At 45.3% G+C, this 17,761-nt stretch carries 16 protein-coding genes; 7 read left to right on the top strand and 9 right to left on the bottom strand.

Annotated features, from left to right (window positions below; translation table 11 throughout):
• The 4 genes from R7F64_RS04375 to pspA form a co-directional block, all read right to left on the bottom strand.
• Positions 1-1,032, bottom strand: a complete 1,032-nt coding sequence (locus R7F64_RS04375) for an efflux RND transporter periplasmic adaptor subunit (protein WP_005378114.1) — start codon at positions 1,030-1,032, stop codon at positions 1-3.
• A 161-nt stretch (positions 1,033-1,193) separates the two neighbouring features.
• The gene (pspC, locus tag R7F64_RS04370) at positions 1,194-1,583 is read right to left on the bottom strand and encodes an envelope stress response membrane protein PspC (protein WP_025766867.1); all 390 of its coding nucleotides are present in this window, start codon (positions 1,581-1,583) and stop codon (positions 1,194-1,196) included.
• Complete coding sequence (pspB, locus tag R7F64_RS04365; protein WP_005378117.1) at positions 1,576-1,809, bottom strand: envelope stress response membrane protein PspB; 234 nt, start codon at positions 1,807-1,809, stop codon at positions 1,576-1,578. The genes pspC and pspB overlap by 8 nt, the downstream gene beginning before the upstream one ends.
• A gap of 14 nt (positions 1,810-1,823) precedes the next feature.
• Entirely contained in the window at positions 1,824-2,495 is a 672-nt protein-coding gene (gene pspA, locus R7F64_RS04360) for a phage shock protein PspA (protein ID WP_005378119.1), read from the bottom strand.
• A gap of 232 nt (positions 2,496-2,727) precedes the next feature.
• On the opposite strand from pspA, the gene pspF reads away from it, so the two are divergent.
• The 6 genes from pspF (at position 2,728) to R7F64_RS04330 (ending at position 9,179) form a co-directional block, all read left to right on the top strand.
• On the top strand, positions 2,728-3,735 hold the full coding sequence (gene pspF / locus R7F64_RS04355; RefSeq protein WP_017820869.1) for a phage shock protein operon transcriptional activator: 1,008 nt from the start codon (positions 2,728-2,730) through the stop codon (positions 3,733-3,735).
• Between the two features lie 205 nt (positions 3,736-3,940).
• Positions 3,941-5,560 carry an ABC transporter substrate-binding protein SapA gene (gene sapA / locus R7F64_RS04350; protein WP_033905101.1) on the top strand — a complete coding sequence of 540 codons (1,620 nt, stop codon included), beginning with the start codon at positions 3,941-3,943 and terminating at the stop codon, positions 5,558-5,560.
• The gene (locus tag R7F64_RS04345; protein ID WP_005378122.1) at positions 5,560-6,522 is read left to right on the top strand and encodes an ABC transporter permease; all 963 of its coding nucleotides are present in this window, start codon (positions 5,560-5,562) and stop codon (positions 6,520-6,522) included. Before sapA ends, R7F64_RS04345 begins: the two co-directional genes overlap by 1 nt.
• Positions 6,509-7,396 (top strand): ABC transporter permease subunit, encoded by an 888-nt coding sequence (locus tag R7F64_RS04340; protein ID WP_005378123.1) that lies wholly within the window; start codon positions 6,509-6,511, stop codon positions 7,394-7,396. The genes R7F64_RS04345 and R7F64_RS04340 overlap by 14 nt, the downstream gene beginning before the upstream one ends.
• A complete protein-coding gene (locus R7F64_RS04335) occupies positions 7,396-8,391 on the top strand; it encodes an oligopeptide/dipeptide ABC transporter ATP-binding protein (protein ID WP_005378126.1) in 996 nt (331 codons plus the stop codon). Before R7F64_RS04340 ends, R7F64_RS04335 begins: the two co-directional genes overlap by 1 nt.
• On the top strand, positions 8,388-9,179 hold the full coding sequence (locus R7F64_RS04330) for an ATP-binding cassette domain-containing protein (protein ID WP_005393308.1): 792 nt from the start codon (positions 8,388-8,390) through the stop codon (positions 9,177-9,179). Before R7F64_RS04335 ends, R7F64_RS04330 begins: the two co-directional genes overlap by 4 nt.
• Positions 9,180-9,261: 82 nt before the next feature.
• Here R7F64_RS04330 and R7F64_RS04325 read toward each other — a convergent pair whose 3' ends face one another.
• Complete coding sequence (locus R7F64_RS04325) at positions 9,262-9,651, bottom strand: DUF2750 domain-containing protein (RefSeq protein ID WP_005378129.1); 390 nt, start codon at positions 9,649-9,651, stop codon at positions 9,262-9,264.
• Between the two features lie 68 nt (positions 9,652-9,719).
• Positions 9,720-10,625, bottom strand: a complete 906-nt coding sequence (locus tag R7F64_RS04320) for a manganese-dependent inorganic pyrophosphatase (RefSeq protein WP_017634678.1) — start codon at positions 10,623-10,625, stop codon at positions 9,720-9,722.
• Positions 10,626-10,811: 186 nt separating this feature from the next.
• Here R7F64_RS04320 and R7F64_RS04315 point away from each other — a divergent pair, with 186 nt between their 5' ends.
• Positions 10,812-12,026, top strand: a complete 1,215-nt coding sequence (locus R7F64_RS04315) for a putative manganese transporter (RefSeq protein ID WP_171344588.1) — start codon at positions 10,812-10,814, stop codon at positions 12,024-12,026.
• Positions 12,027-12,103: 77 nt separating this feature from the next.
• Here R7F64_RS04315 and R7F64_RS04310 read toward each other — a convergent pair whose 3' ends face one another.
• The 3 genes from R7F64_RS04310 to torC all read right to left on the bottom strand — a co-directional run bounded on the left by R7F64_RS04310 (position 12,104) and on the right by torC (position 17,715).
• Positions 12,104-13,843: a glycoside hydrolase family 36 protein gene (locus R7F64_RS04310; protein ID WP_205390804.1), complete on the bottom strand. Its 1,740-nt coding sequence runs from the start codon at positions 13,841-13,843 to the stop codon at positions 12,104-12,106.
• Between the two features lie 198 nt (positions 13,844-14,041).
• Positions 14,042-16,504: a trimethylamine-N-oxide reductase TorA gene (gene torA / locus R7F64_RS04305; protein ID WP_041156583.1), complete on the bottom strand. Its 2,463-nt coding sequence runs from the start codon at positions 16,502-16,504 to the stop codon at positions 14,042-14,044.
• Between the two features lie 26 nt (positions 16,505-16,530).
• Positions 16,531-17,715 (bottom strand): pentaheme c-type cytochrome TorC, encoded by a 1,185-nt coding sequence (gene torC / locus R7F64_RS04300; protein WP_005378139.1) that lies wholly within the window; start codon positions 17,713-17,715, stop codon positions 16,531-16,533.
• Positions 17,716-17,761: the final 46 nt, after the last annotated feature.

The raw sequence follows: 17,761 nt of genomic DNA, 5'->3' as shown, positions 1-17,761 counted from the left end.
TTACAACCCTCTTTCCTTAATCCACGCTCTTACCTTAATTCCGGGTTCAATTACACTGACACCCGAGATAATGATTTGGTCGCCATCGTTAAGCCCAGCTAACACTTGATTTTTGTCATTCATCTCAATTGCGGCTTTAGACACAATGCCTTGCTCATCGACACGCCAAACGTATGTTTTGCCGTTTTCTTCTAGCAACGCGGAGTTAGGAATCTTTGTCGCTCCTGCACTTTTGGACAGGAGGTAAGCATTGCCAGACATTCCCGGCAAAAGGCCTATTTCTGCTGGCCGCTCCATGACCATCGTGACTTTGTAACTGCCCGTTTTAGGGTCGGCTTCTGTATCGATTTCCTGAAAGGTTAAGTCAAAGGCTCGCTCGGGGAACGCATCAAATATCATTCTGGCAGAGACATCGCTCCCCTGGGTGTAACGATTTAGAAGATAGTCTGGGATTTGGAATATCACTTTGAGGAGTTGGTTGGACTGAATATTCATCACCCCTTCTTTCGCGGCAACATATTCATGGTTTTCTGCTGGAATGTACGAAATAGTGCCATCATATGGCGCGACAAGTTTGGTATATCTTAAGTTTGCCTTTGCTTGATTCCATTGAGCTTTTGCCGAGTTGTGGTTCGCTTTTGCCTCATCAAAATCTTGCTCAGATACTACTTGGTCTTTACGTAGCTTTTGGTATCGCTTGTATTGCACATCTGCGAGCAAAAAATTTGCCCGAGCTTGCTGTTCGAGCAGAGAATATTCATCTGGGTTTAATGACGCCAAAACATCACCTTTACTGACGACTTGACCTTCATTCACTTCTATCGTTTGAAGAAGCCCTGGAACTCGAAATGTCAGTACTGCTCTATCGCCAGCTTCCGTAGTGGCAGGAAAATGTCGCTCAAACTGGGCATTGCCAACAGATACTGTAAATAGCTTCGCAGGGCGCGATTCAGGTTCAGGAACAGGAGGAAGTTCTTTACCGCACCCCGACAAGACAGCCGAGATGGCAATAGGAATGAGCAATTTTCTCATTACATTCATCCATAAAAATTGGGGGATTATTTTTAAAGTAGATGAATTTTGAACGAACTTCCAGAGCAGAAAAGATTAATAGTGCTTTAAAATTAGTAATTTGTGATAAAAAAGCAGGCTTTATGCCTGCTTCAGTTAAATCTTCTTTGGATACAAAATGCCTAGAGCTTACTGAATTCTCTGTTCACCCTATATGTATCAGACGTAACATAAGCTTCCATGTTACGAATTTTGCCATCAAGACGGTCAAAATCCCTTTCCAACACACTGAGCAGTTGATCAGGGCTTTGCCCTTTCTGCCAAGGCTTACTTTTGAGCGTATGCTCTTGCTGCGCTCTGATATTTTCAGAATACGTTACTGGTTGCTTTTCTAACATAAACGCCATCGCGATGTACGCTAACAATACCAAAAACGTACCACCTAACAGCGCTGCAGAAATCACTACAATACGAATCAACCAAACTTCTGCACCAAAGTAGTTGGCAATACCGGCGCAAACACCGGAGATTTTGCCATTTACTGGATCACGATACAGTTCTCGATTATTCATACTTGCGTCTCCATGTTGGTGACTCAGCATCCAAGATGCGCTCCAATGTATCAACTCGGGACTGCATCGCTTCTGCTTTTTCAGATAGTACCTGAAGGCGCTCTAAATCCTGGCTCGACAGTGCACTATCTGTTTTGCGTTTGCTGCGATAGTGTAAGAAGAGCCATAGTGGAGCGACAAAGATTAAAAAGACAATCACTGGTCCTGCTATAAAAAATGCCGACATAAATGGCTCCTTTCTTATTTATCTTTCGATGACATCTGTTCTTTCAGTTTTGCCAACTCTTTTTCAATTTCGTCTTGTGCCTGCAACTCTGCAAACTCTTGTTCTAGCGATTTAGCATTACCGGTTTGAGCATACAGGTCTGCTTCCGCTTCCATTTCATCCACTTTACGTGAGTATTGCTCGAATTTCGCCATCGCTTCATTAGTACGGCTAGTGTGCAGGTGTTTTTGCACATCACGACGGTTAGATGCAGTTTGGTTACGAATTGCTAGTGCTTGCTGTTTTGCGCGCGTTTCAGCAATTTTGCTTTCCAACTTACCAATCTCGCCAGTAAGCTTATCGATCGTTTCTTCCACTAAGGTTTGCTCAGTGTGGAGGCCTTTAATCACTTGCTCTAGCTTTTGCTTTTCAATTAACGCTGCACGAGCTAGATCTTCACGCTCTTTAACTAATGCTAAGCTCGCTTTTTGGCCCCATTCGCCAATTTGCTCTTCTAACGTTTCAACCTTACGAGCCAACTCTTTCTTGTCTGCAATCGCTTTAGCCGAGTTAGTACGCACTTCAACAAGTGTGTCTTCCATTTCTTGAATGATAAGACGGATCATTTTTTCAGGATCTTCCGCCTTGTCCAGTAATGCACTGATGTTTGAGTTAACGATATCTGCAAATCGAGAAAAAATACCCATAACGGAACTCCTCTTTTTTCCTATTAAAACTCGACAAGGTGGTGATTAACCTTGTGTCTCCCTGAATATATAACAAGTAACGTGCCAACTTATAATTTTCTTTTAAATCAGAGTGTTATTCATTTTGTTGTCGTTACACACTATTGTGCTATGATGTTTTTCACCAACTGTTGGTGAAATTTACCAACTCTATCTCTAAATCATGGCTCGGCTGTTAAATAAGAAGGACTTTATGAAGCAAAACCTGATTGGTGAATCACCTGCTTTTCTCGCTGTACTAGATAAAGTATCACAACTTGCACCCATTGAGCGCCCTGTCCTCATCATTGGTGAACGAGGTACGGGTAAAGAACTCATCGCTCAGCGTTTGCATTATTTATCAAGACGTTGGGATAAACCACTACTATCACTCAACTGTGCGACATTAAGCGAAGGGCTAATAGATTCCGAATTGTTTGGACATGAATCCGGCTCCTTCACAGGCTCTAAAGGTAAGCATAAAGGGCGTTTCGAGCGTGCCGAGGGCGGTACTTTGTTTCTTGACGAGCTGGCGACCGCACCACTTTTAGTTCAAGAAAAGCTATTACGCGTCATCGAATATGGTGAATATGAGCGAGTTGGCGGTCATACCGCTCTCAATGCGGATGTTCGACTTGTTTGTGCAACCAATGCCGACCTACCAAAATTGGCAGAGCAAGGTGATTTTCGTGCAGATCTGCTCGACAGGCTAGCCTTCGATGTCATTATGTTACCGCCTCTTCGCGAGCGCAAAGAAGACATTCTCTCTTTAGCAGAGCACTACGCGATGAAAATGTGTCGTGAACTGCAACTGGAATACTTTGTCGGTTTTACCCCAAAAGCGCAGCAGTCGCTTATTGAATATGAATGGCCCGGTAACGTCCGCGAACTAAAAAACGTGATTGAACGTGCGATTTACCAACATGGTCTGAATGCTCACCCAATTGATGAACTGGTTTTCAATCCTTTTGAAACGGTTTGGCACAGCGCGCTTGGCCATAGTGCAAAACAAGCAGAACAACAAGAAGAGGAAGCATCAAGCAACACCATCCAATTCCCTCTAGACTATAAACAATGGCAAGAGGAACAAGATATCCATTTACTCAATCGTGCATTGGAAGAAGCCAAGTTTAATCAACGACAAGCAGCCGAGCTACTTGGCTTGAGCTATCACCAATTACGAGGGATGGTTAGAAAATATGGTTTGGTCGGACAAAGCTAACTTGACCGAGAGTACTCAATCAATACACGAGCTCGTGACTGCGCTCTAATTCGCATGCATTTATGGCATAACACCTTACAGTGTATGGATTTTATGTTTGGAGCAAGTTCACAAAGGTGATAAATTAGCGAGATCATTTTCGCTTGTTAGCTTTGAAAGAGTAAGATCAAACGAAACGAGCAAGATCCAATGAACATTTCATATTATGAATGCTTTTATAAGATTATCGCTGAGCCTTATTGGGATTAGCCTACTGACCGCTTGTGGCGATGAAATTGACCACAATGATATTCGCAAAGCTGGCTTTGTGTTTTGCGGACAAGGTAAGCCGACCACGTTTAACCCTCAGCTTATTGATAGCGGTATTACCGCAGAGGCTCTGAGCCCGCAGCTGTACGATACGCTGCTCACGCTCGATCCTAAATCACATCAGCCCGTGGCAAGCATCGCCGAGAGTTGGTCAGTAAATGAATCAGGGACGGAATACACGTTTAAGCTTAAACGTGGTGTTAAATTCCAAACCACACCTTGGTTCACACCCACTCGCCCATTGAATGCAAAAGATGTGGTATTTAGCTTCAAGCGAATCATCGATGTAGACCATCCTTTTCACCAAGTAGGTGGTGGTTTTTATCCATGGTTTGCAGGGTTAGATTTTCAAAACCTACTCCAAGACGTGGTTGCAATAGATGAGTATACGGTAAGGTTTACGTTATCTCAGCCAAACTTTTCTTTCTTGGCCAATATTGCCACCAGCCATGCGGTTATCTTGTCTGCGGAGTATGGACAGCAATTGGCAGCAAAAGATCATAAAGAAGAAATCGACCAACTTCCTATCGGTACCGGCCCTTATCAATTAAAAGAGTACCAAGTGAACGACTTGATTCGATTAGAGCGTCATTCAAATTACTGGAAGTCACCAGCAAAAATGGAACAAGTGGTGTTCGATATCTCTCACAGAGGGACGGGTACATTAGCTAAACTTTTAAGAAACGAGTGTGACGTACTCTCTTCACCTATTTCGAGCCAAATACCTGTCATTCAAGAAAATGACAACCTTGAGCTGACGGCTACACCAGCTAACAACGTTTCCTTTATTGCGATAAACACAGAAACCACCGCGCTGAGTGATGCTCGAGTTCGCCAAGCTCTTAACTTAGCGATCAACCGTCAAAATATTTTAGATTCGGTTTACTACGGAACTGGCTCCCAAGCTTATACCTTGCTACCACCTAATTCATGGGCTTATCAAAAAGACAGCGTAAAAATTCGTTATGACCGGAATTATGCATTGGCACTACTTCGAGATGCAGGCTACGAAGACGGCCTAGAATTGACCATGTGGGTACCACTTGAACCACGTGCTTTTAACCCAAGCCCTCGCAAGACCGCAGAGCTAATCCAAGCGAATTTTGCCGATATTGGGGTTAAATTAACGCTACTTACCGATGATAGGTTTGAACGTGTGGATTTGGAGAACATCAACGATATCGATTTACTTTTAACTGGTTGGATTGGTGATACCGGGGATCCTGACAACTTTTTCCGCCCTTTATTATCTTGCGAGTCTGACCGCGTTGGCCTTAACGTGTCCATGTGGTGTAACGATGACTTCGATTTCTTGCTCGATTTGGCTTTAGAAACTCAAGAACCGCGTTACCGTTTGAACCTATATCGCCAAGCACAGAACATTTTGAATCAAGAGTTCCCGGTTATTCCTCTGGCGCATGGCGTGCAGTTCCGTGTGCACGACAAATCGCTGACAGGCTTCAAATCAAGCCCTTTCAATGCCCAACCGTTTGATAGAGTTGAGAGAATTCACTGATGTTTTGGTATACCGTTCGACGCTTTAACCTATTTATCATCACTTTGATGATCCTTACATTAGTGGGTTTTTCTCTGCTGCGCCTTGACCCTCTCTCGCACTGGGCAAACGTTGATTTTTGGTCTGGTTGGCAAACTTACTTAATCAACCTTTCTCAGCTTGATTTTGGCATAAGTAAAAACGGCAACGCGATTTATGACGAGCTCGCCGTTGTATTCCCAGCCACTTTGGAATTGTGTTTCTTTGCCTTTTTGGTGTCCCTTTTGATCGGTATTCCACTTGGAACCGTGGCTGGGATGAAGCAAGGTAAATGGCTCGATACCAGCATTTCATTCATGTCAATGTCTGGTTATTCCGCCCCAATCTTTTGGGTAGCTCTGCTACTTATCATGGTCTTTTCATTGGAATACCAACTATTTCCCGTTGCGGGACGGTATGATTTACTTTACGAAATTGATCATGTAACCGGGTTTGCCATTATCGACGCATTCATGGCGAAAGGCGAATACCGCGCTCACGCACTGCAAAGCGTTATTGAGCATATGGTGCTGCCATGTTTGGTGCTTGCTTTGGCTCCAACCACCCAGGTTGTCGGACTAATGCGCTCCTCGGTAGCGGAAGTGATGAGCCAAAACTACATCCGTGCAGCGAGAATCAAAGGTCTTTCTAACCGCGAAATCGTAACTCAACATGTATTGCGGAATGCGATACCGCCTATCATTCCCAAGGTTGGTGTTCAACTTTCGAGTATGATTACCTTAGCTATCATCACGGAGTCTATTTTTAACTGGCCAGGTATTGGTCGTTGGCTTTTAGATGCGCTAGCAAGCCAAGACTATGCATCTATCCAAGCTGGCGTGATGGTACTTGCGACTTTGGTTCTTACCGCTAACATACTCTCGGATTTGATTGGCGCGATGATTAACCCTTTAGTTCGAAAGGAATGGTATGCTAACAAATAACGTTTATCAGGAAGAGCGCATTCCAACACAGTTTGAGCGTTTTTGGCGAAGCTACCGCGCCAACGGACTAGCCATGTTTGGCTTGTGGTGCTTGGTGTTTATCGTCCTTATTACCATTTTTGCCCCCCTACTTGCACCATTTGACGCCCAAGCACAGTCAGGTGAGTTGCTTGTGCCGCCATCATGGGCTCCAGCAGGAACGGTTGATTACTTTTTGGGGACCGATGACTTAGGTAGAGATATTCTTTCGCGCCTGATTATGGGCTCTCAGCTGACATTTGGCGCTGCTGTCGCCATCACCGCAATTGCTGCCGTTGTAGGCTGTTTAATTGGCGTATTGGCAGGTATGACGAAAGGCTTACTGTCGAGTACTCTCAACCACTTGCTCGATACCGTCATGTCGATCCCGTCGCTCTTATTAGCAATCATTTTTGTGGCATTTCTAGGCTTTGGTGGGTTCAATATTTTACTCGCAATCTGCTTGGCTTTGATTCCGCGTTTTATTCGCTCCGTTTATATCGCAGTCCACACCGAAGTTGAAAAAGACTACATAATGGCAGCACGCCTTGATGGCGCTAATGATTTCTACTTACTGTGGAGTTCAATTCTTCCTAACATTCTGACGGTCATTGCCGCTGAAATCACACTCGCGCTCTCTGCTGCGATTTTAGATATTACGGCACTGGGTTTTCTTGGCCTAGGCGCACAGGCACCAAGCACCGAGTGGGGAGCAATATTAGGTGACTCTGTCGAGCTTATTTATATTGCACCTTGGACAGTGACCCTACCCGGCCTGACCATCATGTTTACTGTTATTACCCTAAACTTAGTAGGTGAAGGTGTACGTCAAGCGCTTAATGCGGGGATCGAATAATGCCGTTGTTAGATATTCGACATTTGACCATTGAGATCGAAACACCTCAAGGGTTGGTCAAAGCCGTTGACCGAATGAGCCTAACTTTGAACGAAGGCGAAATTCGTGGTCTTGTAGGTGAGTCTGGTTCAGGGAAAAGCTTAGTTGCAAAAGCGATTGTCGGTGTGAGTAAAGATAACTGGCGCATCACCGCTGACCGTATGCGCCTTGGCAATATTGACTTGCTTCAGCTTACGCCAAAAGAGCGTCGGCGCGTCATTGCTCGTGATATTGCGATGATTTTCCAAGAGCCTTCAACTTGTCTTGACCCTTCAGAGGAAGTCGGGCGTCAATTGATTGAATCCATTCCATCTCGCGCATTTGAAGGGAAATGGTGGGAGCGATTTAAATGGCGTAAAAAACAGGCCATCGCGCTTTTGCATAAAGTGGGTATTAAAGATCACAAGCGTTTAATGGGTAGCTACCCTTATGAACTGACTGATGGTGAGTGTCAAAAAGTCATGATTGCCATGGCGATAGCGACCAAACCAAAGTTGCTGATCGCAGATGAGCCAACCAACGACTTAGACCCAATTACTCAATCGCAAATTTTGCGTCTGTTGAGCCGCATGAACCAACTTAATAACACAACCATTTTGCTTATCGGCCACGACTTAGCGACCATAACACAGTGGGCAGGACGTATTACGGTAATGTATTGTGGTCAGTCGGTGGAGTCTGCCGATACCAGTAAAATCATTGCGGCACCCAAGCACCCGTACACCGATGCCTTGCTTAAAGCGATGCCTGACTTTAATGATTGGGTACCACACAAGCAAAAACTCCAATCCCTACCGGGCTCGATTCCGCCATTGCAGCATCTACCTATCGGTTGTCGCCTCGGACCACGTTGCCCATATGCGCAGAAACAATGTGTAGAAATTCCACACACCAGACGAATTAAGAATCATAAATTTAACTGCCACTTTCCATTGAACACGGAGAAAAAGTCATGAGTGCGTTACTTGAAGTCGATAATTTATCGAAGCAATTTGTTACGCGCTCCCGTCTGTTCAAACGCCAGGTTAATGAGGCAGTAAAACCGGTAAGCTTTACTTTAGAGCCAGGGCAAACTATTGGTTTTATTGGTCAAAACGGGTCAGGAAAATCCACACTAGCTCGTATGCTTGCTGGCGTTGTTGAACCAAGCTCCGGAGAGATCCGTGTGAATGGCGAACGATTGGAGCACAAAGATTACGCGACACGCTGCAAGCTCATCCGCATGATTTTCCAAGATCCAAACACATCGTTAAACCCACGAATCCAGATTGGTCGTATTTTAGAAGGTCCGCTAAAGCGAAATACCAACATGCCGCCAGATGCGCGCATGCAGCGTGTAAAGAACACCCTGCTCCGCGTAGGATTGCTGCCTGAGCACGCCTATTTTTATCCACAAATGCTAGCTGCCGGTCAAAAACAGCGCGTATGTTTGGCTCGTGCACTTATTCTTCAACCTTCCATCATTGTCGCTGATGAGGCGTTAAACGGTTTGGATATGGCAATGCGCTCGCAGATCATTAACTTATTCCTCGAGTTGCAAGAAGAGATGGGATTGTCATTTGTGTACGTGTCTCAGCATATTGGCATTGTTAAGCATATTACTGATAAAGTGATGGTGATGCATGAAGGTGAAGTGGTCGAGTTTGGCGAGACCAACCAAGTACTGACTCATCCCGAGCATCCTATTACTCAACGATTAGTCGAAAGCCACTTTTACAAAGCGCCAAGCCATCAAACAAAATAGCTTATCAAAGATGTAATCGTGCAAATGTAAAGAAGCCTGCTTTAACGCAGGCTTCTTTATTGCATGGGTACTAATCAAAAAACTAACGGCGGCTCGCTTGTTTGCGCAGTTCAAAATCAAACTCGTCAGGAAACAATACGACCCCTTCTTCATTTTGATTTGGGAATACAACAATCGATAGCTCGTCATCCTCTAGACCAGAGGTCCAACGGCTGTGCCACTTGTTTAGAGAGATCGCTTCTGGCTCGCAATCTTCCCAATCACCATTCGCCCATTGCAAAGCGAACTCTTCGTTTGGCCATACTGGTACACAATCATCATCTTCTGTATTTAACATGACACAGCCATGTTCGTCTTTCAGAATCCAAACCTTACGATTCGCCACAATCTCTTTTACGCAGTACTTTAAACGTTGCTCTTCGTTGTAGCGATTAATGGTATCCATCTGCTCTTGGGTCAGTTGCTCAGACATATTCGTCTCCTATTTCCCATAGAAAAATGCCCGCAGCTAGGCGGGCATTTAAAGTATATGCTAGAAAATTAAGCTAGCTCAGTTTGAAGCCAAGGCCAACCTTGCTTCTTACGACTTAGCGTGTTTTCCATCATTAGCATGCCGTCTTTTTCGTGCTTAACAAGCTTCTCAGCCCACTCACCTTTGTATAGAAGACGAGTTTGAGCAGTCGTGATGTCTGTTAGCATTACAGCAGCGAACGCTAGGTTATCTTTCTCACAACGAGATTCTAGGTCTGCTTCTAGTGCTTCGATCATACCGTCAACTTGCTCAAGAGTTGCAAGTTCAACTTGCCCAACCACTACGTCACGACCGTTGAATGGGTAACCTTTAAGGTCTTTCTCAACAAGCTCAGCCGCTGATAGACCTTCGATGTTTGTTTTAGCAATTAGAAGATCTTTAGTGAACGCGTCAACATCTTGTACGTCTGCGATTGCCGCTAGTTCAGCAACGGCATCTTTGTCTTTTTGTGTACAAGTTGGAGAAGCAAAACCTACTGTGTCAGATAGAATTGCTGACATCATTAGCTTAGCAATTTGTGGAGTAATCGCGTGACCTTCAATCTTGAACATGTTGAATAGAACAGTGTTGGTACAACCAACAGGCCAGATCCATGCTTCCATTGGGTTTACTGTCATCACGTCACCTAGACGGTGGTGGTCAACAATACCCGCAATTTCAGCTTCTGCGATATCGTCTGGTGCTTGTGCTAGATCTGAGTAATCTACTAGCCAAACGGTCTCACCCGCAACTGATGTGCGAAGCTCAGGAACTTCAGCGCCAGCAACTTCTAGGATGTGCTGAGTTTCACGGTTGATTTCGCCTTGGCGAATTGGCATAGCTTCAACGCCACGCGCTTTTAGAAGTTCAGTTGCAACGAGTGCACTACAAATACTGTCACTGTCTGGGTTCTTATGACCTACAACTAGAATCATGTTTCTTCCTATTCAAGTCAATTTTATACGCCGCCTAATACAGTTAATTAGGGCGTGTTTGCTCACAAAGGCCGATACTTTACCTGATTTCAGAGAGTTTGACACGAAGAAAAGTTCACAATGCTATTGCGAATAAATCTCATTTACATATAATGATAATTATTCCTATTTGCATTTGAGTAAACGATGAACGCGACCCAATTATTACACTCTGCACAGCAGTTGTTTCAGCCTACTCAGTTTCGTTTAGCTTATAAGCGATTGCTGATCCCTATCGTCATGCTCATTTTGCTAGGCAATGAAAATACACGTGACGTAGCCGTACAGACGCTATCCGACTCATTCTGGGCGGTGTCATGCTATGTTGCTGCCACATTGGCTATTTATCATTATCTTTCAAACTTTATGTCGAAAACCAATCGAATTACCGAGCTATATCATCGCTCGCGTAATCATCAGGTTTTCTTTGCTTCTTTGTTGGGTGCTTTGCCTGGCTGTGGTGGCGCTATTGTTGTGACAACGCAATTTATTAGTGGCCGAGTGGGATTTGGTGCGATTGTCGCGGTACTTACTTCAACAATGGGTGACGCTGCCTTTTTACTTCTTGCCGCCAAGCCAAGTGTAGGATTAGGCGTGGTTGGATTAGGCATTATCGTGGGTACTCTTTCAGGACTGGTCGTTAATGCTTTTCATGCTGATAACTTTCTGCGACCAGAACCAAAAGAAGCACCTCAGACACATGCTTGTTGCCAACACCAGACAGACCGACACACACCTCTTGAACAACGTGCAATCAATCTACAAGGCGCATTTTGGAAATGGCTTATTGTGCCTGCTAGTGTCGTTGCTGTGTTAATGTCTTTCCAAATAGATATTAATCAGCTGTTGTCTTTGCAGACCAATACCATTGAATGGCTAGGCGCTATCTTCGCGGTGATCACAATGTCGTTGTGGGCGATGACAAAAGAGCTCGGCGATTATCAGTCAACGGTCTCTGAAGATGAAAAAATCGTGGACTCACATCCGATTCAAAAAGCAGCACAAGATACGAATTTCGTCAGTGCTTGGGTGATCGTTGCTTTTCTGGCGTTTGAGCTGACAACCTATTTTTCTGGACTCGACCTTGTAGAAACCTTTTCTCATTGGGGAATTTGGATGCCATTAGCTGGCCTAGCCATTGGTATGTTGCCTGGTTGCGGACCGCAAATTTTAGTCACTAGCCTATACATTTCTGGTGCAGCGCCACTTTCTGCGCAACTGGCCAATGCGATTTCTAACGATGGTGACGCCCTATTCCCCGCCATTGCAATGGCACCGAAAGCTGCTTTGGTCGCGACAATTTATTCGTCCATTCCTGCGTTTATTGTTGGATACGGGTATTACTTTTTATTCGAGTTCTAACGCCCAGAGCATCAAAACGAGAAAGGAGCCGCAATAGGCTCCTTTCTTGATCTCGGTATTGGGCGATTTACTTCACGCTATGCTGTAACGATCGCTTTCGCATTGAGCCCTTTATCCACGCTCACCATTAACAACTGGCAAGGTTCTTGGTTTAGCTTTTCCCCTGTCCAGTAATCATACCAGTCCACCGGTTGATCAGACGTCAGCGTAAATTCCATCGCTCCGTAACTCGCATAATTAAACAAACAATGGAGGTCATTCTTCGTCGTTAGTTTTAAAAACGCGTGATTTAAACTCAAAGCGGTAAACTTTGCAGATTGTTGGTTACGTTGTTGACGTAACATGAGCTTAGACAGTGTCTTCTTAGCAAACGGTGTAATCTCAGGGAGCGGGTCACCAGACAGCAGCAAACCACCACTCGCTAATAACACCGTGCGATGAAATTCATACTCTTCTCTGGATGCAGATTGATTAGCTAATGAAGTGAACGTGGCGCAATCCGGGTCAATTTGCCACAATTTTCGGTGCTGCCAACTACGGTAAAAGGTTTCTTTGGCTATCTGTTCGAATCGACGACTATGACGCTCTACATCGTCAGAAACACGCATTGCATCCACAAGCCCCAGAGATGGCCACATTGGCGCGTTGCAACCTAAAAGCCACGCATCACCAGCGCCTTTGGCAATCGCTTCCATTCCTAAGCGATACGCCTCAACGCCTGTAATACCAGATTGTTTACGAACACCTTTTAAGGTGCCCCAGTAGTTTGCGTCTAATTTGAATAGCTCAACGCCCCACTCTTGACGCATAACAGAGACCACATGCGTCAGATGGTCTTGCACTTCTGGGTTTGAGGTATCGAGTATGTACCAGGGCGTGCATCGCCAACCACCGTATGTGACATCTTCTGCTTTAAGTAAGCCACCATCCTTGTGGAGAACAAACCAATCTGGATGCTGTTTGAAGATCTCCGACTCAGGCTGTGCAATGAAAGGCGCCATCCAAATTGCCGGCTTTTTTCCTTTTGCACGGATATTATGAATGAGCTCTTTTACGCCACCAGAAAACTTATCTGATGGGGTTAACCAATCGCCCATAAAGGCTTGATAGCCATCATCCAGAAGTAGCCACTCTAGGTCTTCGAGCTTATCTTGCATGCAATCCACGTTCTGCATGATGTTTTGCTCTGTCACGTCCGCGTAGTACGCGTACCACGAACACCAACCAACAGGCGCATCTTGTGTCACACCTTGGCGAACAGGATGATGCTTTGCAATCATCTCGCCATAGGTTTGATAAAGCTCGGACAGCGATTGACCACAGAGTACCGCCACGGATTCAAGTTGATTACTTTCCCAATCCGCCACTTGAGTCAACTCACCATCAATTGCGGCTGATAAAACCCAATGCCCATCACGCAGCACAACATCAAAATAGCCTGCAAAGCGATGACATGATGTGAAGCCAAATAATGTGTAGCCCGCTGAACCTTCCACCACTAAATAGTTGTAATAACGCTTAGGGGCATCTTTAGGGTAGATTCGATAAGAAGGATTATTGTCTGGGCAGCGACCAATATCAACGGGGTGATTGATCGTTCCCGCCGTTTGCGCCAACATTTGAAAACCATCCCCAATTACGTTGGCCTCGTGCTCGTACAAAAACGGCATTTCGAATAACACTTCACGGTCCGTAAAGGTTTTATTGTGAAGACCAGCAAAAGAAAAATGTAATTGATTACCCTCGACTTCAACTTGGAAGTCATTGTTATTCACAGTGATCTCAGTGTGATTTGCTAATTGAATGCTCTGAGCCATAAAGAGTCTACTCACTTAATTATTATTGTTTAGCTTGGCGCATTATCTCCTGCTTGTCTCACCCAATTCGTTACCATCATCACGAATACCAGTCTCGTTTAACGTTATGAAGTTACTATTGAGACAACGCTCACTGAAATTTTGATAAAAAAATACCAGCCCTGAGGCTGGTATTTGGATTTATGCAAACTGCACTAATTAAGCAACTTCGATCGGACCACCAAATGAAGTGACTGGCGGCACTTTACCTGTGAACTTCTCGAAGTCTACGATACATGTGTTCGCAGAAGTCGCCTGTGCAAGCTCAGAAGAACCGATGTCTTGCGTTAGCGTGTTAGGATCACCGTAGGTACAGATTGCGCCTTCTTTCTCGTTTAGAGGACCGTACCACGCACCTTCTTCGATACGAATAACGCCACGTGGGTAGCTGTCAGTCAAAACAGCACCAGCTAATAGCTGACCACGACCGTTGAATACACGTACCAAATCACCATCTTTGATGCCTTTTGCTTTGGCATCCGCTGGGTTGATGTAAACCGGCTCACGACCTTGTACCGCGTAAGTCGCGCGGAACTCTTCAGACTCACACATTTGAGAGTGCAGACGCTTATCAGGGTGGCAAGACTGCAACCAGAATGGGTATTTATCTGAACCAGGACCACCGTGTGAACGCTCTGATTTTTCGAACCACATTGGGTGCTCTTGACAGTGTTCGTAACCGTAACGGCCGATCTTACGAGACGTGATCTCGATGAAGCCAGACGGCGTACCTAGTGGATTCAGCTCAGGGTCTTTACGGAAGTCCGCATGACGAACCCAAGGTTTACCTTCACCGAAGTCTAGTACGCTCTTCTCCCAGAACTCGTTGAATTCTGGCATTTCAAACTTACCTTCGTTCGCTTTTTTACAATCGTTGTAAAGGCTTTCGATCCATTCCATCTCACTCATACCACGAGTGTATTCTTCGCGGCGACCAAAACGCTGAGTGAGTTCACTCATGATTTGGAAATCAGGCTTAGATTGGAACAATGGATCAACGAGGCGATGCATCGCAATCAGACCTTTGTTCGAGTATGAACCGTATACGTCGATGTCGTTACGTTCCCATTGCGTACACGCCGGTAGAACGATATCTGAGAAACGACATGTCGCAGTCCAAGCAAACTCGATCGTTACAACCGTTTGAAGTTTGCGGAACGCTTTCTTCATGCGGTTACGATCTTGATGGTGGTGCCATGGGTTACAACCCGAGATCACCATCATCTTGAAGTCTGGCAGTTTCACTTTACCGCCGTTGTAGTTGATCTCTTTGCCTGGCTCAAGCAGACAGTCGATCCAACGTGCAACTGGGATAGTACGGCTGTAACCGTTAAAGTCGTTGTTGTCCCACTTCGGCTTCATACCTTGGTCAAGGTTGCGAGGGAAACCACCAGGGCCCGCGAAACCAGTTGAAGGTACACCGATACTTGAGTAGTGGTGACCGTAAGAGATACCACCGCCAGGTAGACCGATTTGACCAACCATTGCAGCAACCACAGCCGCTGCCCAGTATGGCTGCTCACCGTGCTCTTGACGCTGGATACACCAACCCATCAGGATCTGTGTACGACCACTTACTAGCATACGCGCGAATTCGCGAATCTTGTCCGCTTTCACGCCACAGATAGCCGCAGCCCACTCTGGTGTTTTCTCTACTTTATCTTTTGTCTTACCTTGAACGTATTGAATGAACTCTTCAAAGCCTAGACAGTAAGTATCAATGAACTTCTTATCGTACAAATCTTCGTTGTACAGCACGTGCGCCACAGCAAGCATGAATGCTACGTCTGTCAGCGGGTTGATGTACAAGTGATCGTTCTCTAAGTAGCGCTGAGTCTTGTTCTTCACTGGGTCTACAGATAGAACGTTGATCTCACCTTTCGCTACTTTTTCTTTTAGTTGTGCTAGGTACTTGAACGACTCATGCGTTTCACAGTTCCAACCTACTTGAAGGTTTTTCACTGGGTCGTTAGCCCAGAGAACGATGTTGTCAGAGTTCTCTAGGATTTCAGACCAAGACGTACCTTGTGCGTAAACTTCGGTTGAACCAAGTACGTAAGGCATAATGGTTTGACCTGCACCCGTCGAGTAGTCACCTACTTTCGTGATGAAGTTGCCGTGCATACCTACTGCACGTTGCATGTGCGCGGTACAGTTGTTGAATGAACCTGTTTGGTTCCAACCCGTTTGACCTGCGTGTAGCGCCCATGGACCGTAGTCTTTTTGAATACGTTCTAGTTCGCGGTAGAACAAGTCTAGCGCTTCATCCCAAGTTACTCGAATGAAACGGTTGTTACCGCGCGTATCTGCGCTGTATTTATGTTTCTTCAACCAATCTAGACGAACCATTGGGTAACGCACACGTGAAGGGCTGTAAATAATGCCCTTGATACCGTTCAACATTTCTGTTGGGTTTTTGTCTAGCTCTAGCGGCTTGATCTCTTGAACTTTACCCGCGTAGATGTGGGCGCGGAACGCGCCCCAGTGAGAACCGGTTACTTTCCAAGTACCTGTCGTCTCAACGGCATTTGCAGAGGCGGACGCCAATAAGCTAGGACCAATTACTGACGCTGCACTTGTGGTTGCTACACCTTTAAGAAAACTTCTTCGTGTAATAGCCATTTAAAATTACTCCAATCCGACGCTTATTAGTGGTGACCTTCAGCATAATCTGAAGAGTGTTTCTGTAGATACTTCAAGATCAGTGCTTCACTGTCTGTATCTAGGTTAACGAACGCCAACATACCGTCGAACATACCTGGCCAGGTGTTCGCGTCGAAGTGCGCTTCCGCAGGTTGAGTGTGACATACAGAACAATTGGTCTTGTAGGCTTCACGAGATTTTTCCCAAACAGGATTGATGTCGTTCAGCATAGACTCTTTCTTAATCCATACTTTCGCCGCTACTTTTTCCCAAGGAAGGCCTGTTAGCTCATCCACTTTTTTCTCACCAGTCGTCACAATGTTGCTGTCTGTTGCTGCTTCTTTCATCAGAGACGCAGTCGCAATGTTCTTACCGAAGTCTTCTTGAATTACACGACCAAAACCTTTTGCTTTGCGCCAACCGTCAATTTCGATCTCAACAAACTCGCCTTTGTCTTCAAGAACTTTAACGGTCGATGCAGGATTAAGAAGACCAGCTTCTTTACTGCCTTGCGCATCAAAGTAAATTGGTAGGTGACGAACGCTCACGAGTTGCTGACCAACGCCGTAATCCGTGTTAGAAGTCATACCCTCTAGATCACCCACGATACCGCCAATGCTGTCCATGCCTGCTGGTAGGTTGTGCGCAATACCCTTGTGACAGTCAACACAGCTTTGATCTTTCTCAGCGGCTTGCTTCATTTGGATACGAGCCGTAGGAGACATTTGCTCGAAATCCATCGATTCATAGTTGTGACAGTTTTTACACTCCAGAGATTTGTTTGCCGAGAAACGATCCCATTCGTGTTTAGCAAGTTCGATACGACGCTCTTCGAACACACCCGGTTCGTCGTAGTTGCCAAATACTTGTGCAAATACTTCTTTAGAAGCTTGCATCTTACGAGCGATCTTATCTGTCCAGTTATGTGGAACGTGACAATCAGGACAGGTAGCACGAACACCAGAGTGGTTTTTCCAGTGCACCGTTTCTTGCAGCTCAACGTACACGTTGTCACGCATTGTGTGACAGCTAATACAGAATTCTTCTGTGTTGGTTGCTTCTAGAGCGGTGTTAAAGCCACCCCAAAAGATAACACCAGCAATAAAGCCGCCCATAGTCAGCACACCTAGGCTGATATGTACAGCTGGGCGCGTCATGGTACGCCACAGTTTAATGATTAATGATTTCATTATTTGCTCTCTTAAAATCTTTTCAAAAGTGTGGTTATGAGCTCAC

This window comes from Vibrio sp. Vb1980 (assembly GCF_033338615.1).
Classification (GTDB): domain Bacteria; phylum Pseudomonadota; class Gammaproteobacteria; order Enterobacterales; family Vibrionaceae; genus Vibrio; species Vibrio alginolyticus.
The sequence above is the reverse complement of the archived record's forward strand: the minus strand, read 5'-3'. Positions and strand labels throughout refer to the sequence as shown.

Coding starts and splice junctions, on each gene's coding strand:
- R7F64_RS04375 (WP_005378114.1), bottom strand. CDS start 1,032: ATGAGAAAATTGCTCATTCCTATTGCCATCTCGGCTGTCTTGTCGGGG.
- pspC (WP_025766867.1), bottom strand. CDS start 1,583: ATGAATAATCGAGAACTGTATCGTGATCCAGTAAATGGCAAAATCTCC.
- pspB (WP_005378117.1), bottom strand. CDS start 1,809: ATGTCGGCATTTTTTATAGCAGGACCAGTGATTGTCTTTTTAATCTTT.
- pspA (WP_005378119.1), bottom strand. CDS start 2,495: ATGGGTATTTTTTCTCGATTTGCAGATATCGTTAACTCAAACATCAGT.
- pspF (WP_017820869.1), top strand. CDS start 2,728: ATGAAGCAAAACCTGATTGGTGAATCACCTGCTTTTCTCGCTGTACTA.
- sapA (WP_033905101.1), top strand. CDS start 3,941: ATGAATGCTTTTATAAGATTATCGCTGAGCCTTATTGGGATTAGCCTA.
- R7F64_RS04345 (WP_005378122.1), top strand. CDS start 5,560: ATGTTTTGGTATACCGTTCGACGCTTTAACCTATTTATCATCACTTTG.
- R7F64_RS04340 (WP_005378123.1), top strand. CDS start 6,509: ATGCTAACAAATAACGTTTATCAGGAAGAGCGCATTCCAACACAGTTT.
- R7F64_RS04335 (WP_005378126.1), top strand. CDS start 7,396: ATGCCGTTGTTAGATATTCGACATTTGACCATTGAGATCGAAACACCT.
- R7F64_RS04330 (WP_005393308.1), top strand. CDS start 8,388: ATGAGTGCGTTACTTGAAGTCGATAATTTATCGAAGCAATTTGTTACG.
- R7F64_RS04325 (WP_005378129.1), bottom strand. CDS start 9,651: ATGTCTGAGCAACTGACCCAAGAGCAGATGGATACCATTAATCGCTAC.
- R7F64_RS04320 (WP_017634678.1), bottom strand. CDS start 10,625: ATGATTCTAGTTGTAGGTCATAAGAACCCAGACAGTGACAGTATTTGT.
- R7F64_RS04315 (WP_171344588.1), top strand. CDS start 10,812: ATGAACGCGACCCAATTATTACACTCTGCACAGCAGTTGTTTCAGCCT.
- R7F64_RS04310 (WP_205390804.1), bottom strand. CDS start 13,843: ATGGCTCAGAGCATTCAATTAGCAAATCACACTGAGATCACTGTGAAT.
- torA (WP_041156583.1), bottom strand. CDS start 16,504: ATGGCTATTACACGAAGAAGTTTTCTTAAAGGTGTAGCAACCACAAGT.
- torC (WP_005378139.1), bottom strand. CDS start 17,715: ATGAAATCATTAATCATTAAACTGTGGCGTACCATGACGCGCCCAGCT.